Raw genomic sequence first — 3,924 nt, 5'->3', positions numbered from 1 at the left:
GCGCGGCGCCGACCTGTCCCGGGCCCGCCTCGCCCGCGCCGACCTGCGCGACGTCGCCGTCGACGGCAGCCGCTGGACGCGCGCCGCGCTCGTCGACGCCGCCCTCCCCCAACCGGGTCGCCGCCGCGCCCGAACTCCGCGAGGCGGCGATCGCACCCGGGCGTCCGATCGACATCCAGATCGCGCCGCCCGCGGTCGGCGTCCCCTACGGGTTCCACTTCGCGACCAGCCGCCTCCCGCAGCCGCTCGCCTACAGTCCCGGCGGGTCCGTCCTGGCCGTGGGCAGCGAGGACGGCGGCGTGCTCGTGTGCGACGCCGTCACGGGCACTCCCCTGCGCACGCTCCAGGGGCACACCGATCGCGCCTACGCGGTGGCGTTCGACTCCGGCGGCAACCTTCTCGCGAGCGGCTCGGCGGACGGCACCGTCCGGGTGTGGGACCTCGCCACCGGGCACACGGCGCACGCCCTCACCGTCCACCCCGAAGGCGTGTGGCCGGTCGTCGTCGGCGGACGCGCCCCCTCGGGCGCCGACCTCCTCGCGGCCGGCGCCGCGGACGGGACCGTCCGCGTCTGGGACACCGCGTCCGGCGCCTTCCTGCACGAGCTCTCCGGGCACACCGCGCCCGTCTACACCGCCGTGTTCGACCCCGCCGGCTCCCTCATGGTCACCGGCGACGCGGGCGGCGTCCTGCGCGTCTGGGATCTCGCCACCGGCGCGCTGCGGCGCGAGCTGGCCGGCCACCGGGGCGCCGTGTTCCGGGCCGTGTTCCACCCGGACGGCTCCCTCCTGGCCGCCGGGGACGAGGCCGGCGTCGTCCGGCTCTGGGACATCCGCACCGGCGAGATCGGCCAGGAACTCCTCGGCCACACCGGACGCGTGTACGCCATCGCCTTCCGCCCGGACGGCGGCCTCCTCGTCACCGGCGACACCGACGGCTCCGTCCGCATCTGGGCGGACGGCCGGCAGCGCGGCGTCCTGTCCGGCCACGAGGGCGGCATCTACCAGGCGACGTTCAGCCCGGACGGCGGCCGCCTCGCCACCGCCGACAGCGCCGGATCCGTCCGGCTGTGGGACCCGTCCACGGGGCGGCAGCGCCTCGAACTGGCCGGGCACCGCGGCGCCGTGTGGCCGTTCGCGTTCCGCCCCGACGGCGCCCAGCTCGCCACCAGCAGCAACGACGGCACCGCCCGGCTGTGGGACGCCGAGACCGGGCAGTGCCGCGTCGTGCTGCGCGGCCACGGCCGCCGCGTCACCGGCGTCGCGTTCAGCCCGGACGGCGGCATGCTCGCCTCCAGCGGCAACGACGGCCTCGTCCGGCTGTGGGAGCCGCGCTCGGGCCGGATGATCCGCGAGCTGCGCGGCGTCGCCGACAACCTCACCTCCGCCGCGTTCAACACCCGCGACTCCCAGCTCGCCACCGCCACCAACGACGGCGGCGTGCATCTGTGGCAGGCCGGGACGGGCACCTTCGAACGGGAGCTGAACGTCGAGACCGACCACGTGTGGGCGCAGGCGTTCGCGCCCGCCGGGGACGTCCTCGCCACCGCCAACGACGACGACTCCGTCCGCCTCTGGTACTGGACGACCGGCCGCGAGACCGTCAACCTCGCCGACCACCGGGGCCGCGTCCGTTCCATCGACTTCCGGCCGGGCGGCGCGCTCCTCGCCACCGGCTGCGACGACGGCCTCGTCCGCCTCTGGCACCCCCGCACCGGCGAACTCACGGCCGCCCTAGAGGGCCACACGGACCGCGTCTGGGACGTCACCGACCGCGACGCCCCCGCCCACCGCACCACCCTTCTCGGCCTCGCCGAAGGCTGGGCCGCCCTAGCCCCCGACGGCCGCTACAAGTGGGAGGGCAACGCCACCGCCGAATTCTGGTACGCCGTAGGCATGTGCCGCTTCGAACCCGGCGAACTGGAGCCCTACCTCCCCGAAGTCCACCGCCTACCCCTCGACGCCCCCTTCTAGGGGGGCGGCGCGGCGGGTCAGGGACTCCCAGAGGGCGTCGACCTGGGTTTTCAGGTCGTCGAGGGTGCCGGAGTTGTCGATGATGTGGGTCGCCACGGCGCGGCGGTCCTCGCGGGACGCCTGGGCCGCCATGCGGGCGCGGGCGTCCTCCTCGGGCATGCCGCGACGGGCGACCAGGCGGTCGAGCTGGGTCTCCTCGGGGGCGTCCACCACGACGACCTCGTCGTACATGGGAGCCAGGCCGTTCTCCGCCAGCAGGGGGACGTCGTAGACGACGACGGCATCGGCGGGGGCGGCGTCCATCAGCTCCTGCATGCGCGCGCCGACGAGGGGGTGGACGATCGCGTTCAGCGCGGCGAGCCGGTCGGGGTCGGCGAACACGATCTTCCCGACCTTCTCGCGGTCCATGGCGCCGTCCGGCAGCAGCACGTCCACGCCGAACTCCGCCACGACGGCGGCGAGGCCCGGCGTGCCCGGCTCCACGACCTCCCGGGCGATCTTGTCCGCGTCGATGATCATCGCGCCGCGCTCGTCCAGCCGCGCGGACACCTCGCTCTTGCCCGACCCGATTCCGCCGGTGAGTCCCACTTTCAGCACGGGCCTCACCCTAATGGTCAGCCTGTTCCGGCGGGGACGAGGGGTTTGCGCATGTGGACCAAGGTGAGGTGCGCGGCGACGCGTTCGCGGTGGGTTTCGGCGTAGCCGAGGCGGCGGTACAGGCGCAGGTTGGAGTCGCTGAGGTGGCCGGTGAACAGGACGCACGCGTCCACTCGGCCGGCGACCTCGGCCTCCAGTTCGGCCAGCAGGCGCCGCCCTATGCCGCGGCCCTGCAGGTCGGGCACGACGACGAGGCGCCCCACCAGGCAGGTGTGGTCGCTGAACTGGGCGCGGACGGCGCCGACCAGGCGGCCGTCCAGCACCGCCTTCAGCACGACCGCGTCCGTCTCCAGCACCTTCCGCAGCTGCTCGGCGGACTCGACCAGCGGCGGGAGGAACGGGTCGCCGTACAGCTGCGCCTCCGCCACGTAGGCGGCGCGCTGGACGGTCAGCAGTTCCCCGGCGTCCCCGGGAACCGCCCGCTCGATCGCGACCGGCTCGCTCATGGGGTCGACCCTAGCGGCCGGCGGCCGCCCGGTCCGGTCACCGCCCGATCCGGACGGTCACCGCGACCGGATAGTGGTCGGACGCCTCCGACTTCGGCACCTCGTAGTCGGTGACGAGCACGCCGTCCGACCCGAAGATCCAGTCGTTGACGGCGCCGTCCGGCCGGGTCGGGTACGGCTCGCCGCCGAGCGCGGCGCTGCGCAGGTCGGTGCCGTCGGTCATCGCGGCCAGCTCCGGGCTGCCGGCGTCGGTGTTGAAGTCGCCGCCGATCAGCGTGCGGGGCGCGCCGCCCCAGGCCCGCAGCAGCGCCGCGATCTCCCGGGACCGCTCGCCCGCCTGGTCGTCGCCGCCCTCCAGGTGCGTCGACCACACGTCCATCGTGCTCTCCCCGACGGCGAGCCGCGCCCACACGTAGCCGCGGATCTGCGACCAGTCGCCGCGCGGCATCCGGCCCGTCCCCGACTTGCGCACCGGCAGCGACGTCAGGATCGCGTTGCCGAACTGGCCGTCGGCGGCCGGGCCCCAGATCAGCTTCATGCCGAGCCGCCGGGACAGCCACACGCCGACGTCGGTGGTGCCGGACATCAGCGACCCGCGGCCGGCCTCCTGCAGCAGGACGACCTGGGCGCGCTGCCCCTCGATGACGCGGGCGATGCCCTCCGGGTCGAGCCGCCCGGACTGGTTGACGCCGTCGTGGATGTTGTAGCTCAGCACCCGCACCTGGCCGGGGACGGCCGCGGCCTGCGCCTTGCCGTCCGGCGCCGCCACGGTGAACACCAGCGTGCCGGCGAGCAGCACCAGGGCCGCGGCGCCGGCACGCTGGGGTTCCCGTCCCTTATACACCTCT

3 protein-coding genes and 1 pseudogene are annotated in these 3,924 nt (G+C 75.0%); 1 reads left to right on the top strand and 3 read right to left on the bottom strand.

The window, feature by feature from the left end:
* Window positions 1-1,973, top strand: a pseudogene (locus tag HUX53_RS27755) (hypothetical protein); the annotation flags it as partial.
* Here HUX53_RS27755 and coaE read toward each other — a convergent pair.
* The 3 genes from coaE to HUX53_RS27740 all read right to left on the bottom strand — a co-directional run.
* Complete coding sequence (gene coaE, locus HUX53_RS27750) at window positions 1,950-2,570, bottom strand: dephospho-CoA kinase (protein ID WP_176406169.1); 621 nt, start codon at window positions 2,568-2,570, stop codon at window positions 1,950-1,952. The pseudogene HUX53_RS27755 and the gene coaE overlap by 24 nt on opposite strands.
* Window positions 2,571-2,587: 17 nt before the next feature.
* The gene (locus tag HUX53_RS27745; RefSeq protein WP_176406168.1) at window positions 2,588-3,076 is read right to left on the bottom strand and encodes a GNAT family N-acetyltransferase; all 489 of its coding nucleotides are present in this window, start codon (window positions 3,074-3,076) and stop codon (window positions 2,588-2,590) included.
* A gap of 37 nt (window positions 3,077-3,113) precedes the next feature.
* Window positions 3,114-3,924, bottom strand: an 811-nt coding sequence (locus HUX53_RS27740) for an endonuclease/exonuclease/phosphatase family protein (protein WP_176406167.1), incomplete at its 5' end; no start/stop codon positions are given.

The organism is Actinomadura sp. BRA 177, from assembly GCF_013372625.1.
Taxonomy (GTDB): domain Bacteria; phylum Actinomycetota; class Actinomycetes; order Streptosporangiales; family Streptosporangiaceae; genus Spirillospora.
Note: the sequence above shows the minus strand (reverse complement) of the source record. Positions and strands in the feature narration are given on the sequence as shown.